Raw genomic sequence first — 1,296 nt, forward strand, 5'->3', positions numbered from 1 at the left:
CGCTCACGGGCGCCTCCGGCGCGGTCGTGGCCCGCTACCAGTACAACCCCTACGGCAAGCTTCTCGCCTCCTCCAGCGCCCTGGCCGCGGCAAACAATATCCGCTTCTCCTCCAAGTACACCGATACGGAAACCGGACTGCTCTACTACGGCTACAGGTTTTACTCGCCGGAACTCGGGCGATGGCTCAATAGAGATCCGATCGGGGAGCTTGGCGGTATCAACCTGTACATGTTCGTCCGGAACAGTGCAATCAACTACGTGGACAGGCTTGGTCTCATCGACCTCGGCTCCATTATCAGCGGGGCGCAGGAAATGAAAGACAAGGTGTCGACGGAAATGGCGCAGGAAGCCGGAAAAGTCTGTGCGCAGGGAGTCGGCTCTCATCCGCTAAAGGCCAGTGGTCATGTAACTTTTACCGGACCTATTCTGGGTGCGCTGCTTAACATTAGCTCTTGGTCGAAAACCGGAACAGGGACGGTGAGCAGTGACAGCACCTGCAAGACCTGCCGAAAATACTCCCTCCAGGCCACATGGAACTTCTCCGATTCGATTGACTGCAACAGTTTTGAGGAACTCAAGAGCAAGGGCTATTTTGCCCCGGGCAATCCGTGGTGGGGTGATCTTCTCGGCTATCTGGAAGGCGCCTGTGAGAAGGTGGGACTTAACATCTTCGCCGTACCGGTAAGCGCAAGCTGGCAGGAAGCCAAGAGCGGTTGTTGCGACAAATGAGCTTACGCTGTTGGGTTCAGCCCATGATCAAGAGACTCTTCCTTTTTGCTGTCTGGACTCTTGCCATTGCTCTTGGTCTGATGTTCCTACTCATACTTGTCCGGAGTCCTCGACTCCGTTCTCTCGAAGGCGAACTGCCAACCCGTCAAGCCGTCGAGTCCGATCGAAAGCTTTCACTGCTCGCGCAGATCTTGCCAGCAACAGCAAGAGATATTCACTACTATGTCAGGCCGCTGGGCCGCGTTATCTATGTGAATTTCACGATTAGCAAGGCAGAATTCCTTCACTGGGCCGCCGCTCAGGGATGGCAGTTTATGGAAATTGGCAGCAGCAGGTACCTGGAGGCGTCTCCATTGAACGCAGGATTGCTATCCGTGGACAGCGGTTTCTACTACGAGGAGAAACGTACTCAGAACGAAAATCCCGAGGTGATAACTTCCGAACTGAGGGTCATCTTCGACGTGAATAAGTCACGCTGCTTTTACCGTTTCACCGGGGCCGATTGAACGGTTCTACCCTCCGGCCCTGGTCGAGTAGGCAGAGGGGCTTGCGCCCCTCCGCCTCT

General features: G+C 55.4%; 2 protein-coding genes. Both read left to right on the plus strand.

Translation table 11 applies throughout. The features are described 5' to 3' along the window. On the plus strand, positions 1-731 hold a 731-nt coding region (locus QME66_13920; GenBank protein MDI6810038.1), incomplete at its 5' end, for an RHS repeat-associated core domain-containing protein. Then, positions 728-1,237 (plus strand): hypothetical protein, encoded by a 510-nt coding sequence (locus QME66_13925; protein MDI6810039.1) that lies wholly within the window; start codon positions 728-730, stop codon positions 1,235-1,237. The genes QME66_13920 and QME66_13925, both read left to right, overlap by 4 nt. The last annotated feature ends 59 nt before the right edge of the window (positions 1,238-1,296 follow it).

The organism is Candidatus Eisenbacteria bacterium, assembly GCA_030017955.1.
Lineage (GTDB): Bacteria > Eisenbacteria > RBG-16-71-46 > JASEGR01 > JASEGR01 > JASEGR01.

Bases quoted from the DNA above. Each gene is read 5' to 3' on its own strand.
- QME66_13925 (MDI6810039.1), top strand. From the start codon at position 728: ATGAGCTTACGCTGTTGGGTTCAGCCCATGATCAAGAGACTCTTCCTT.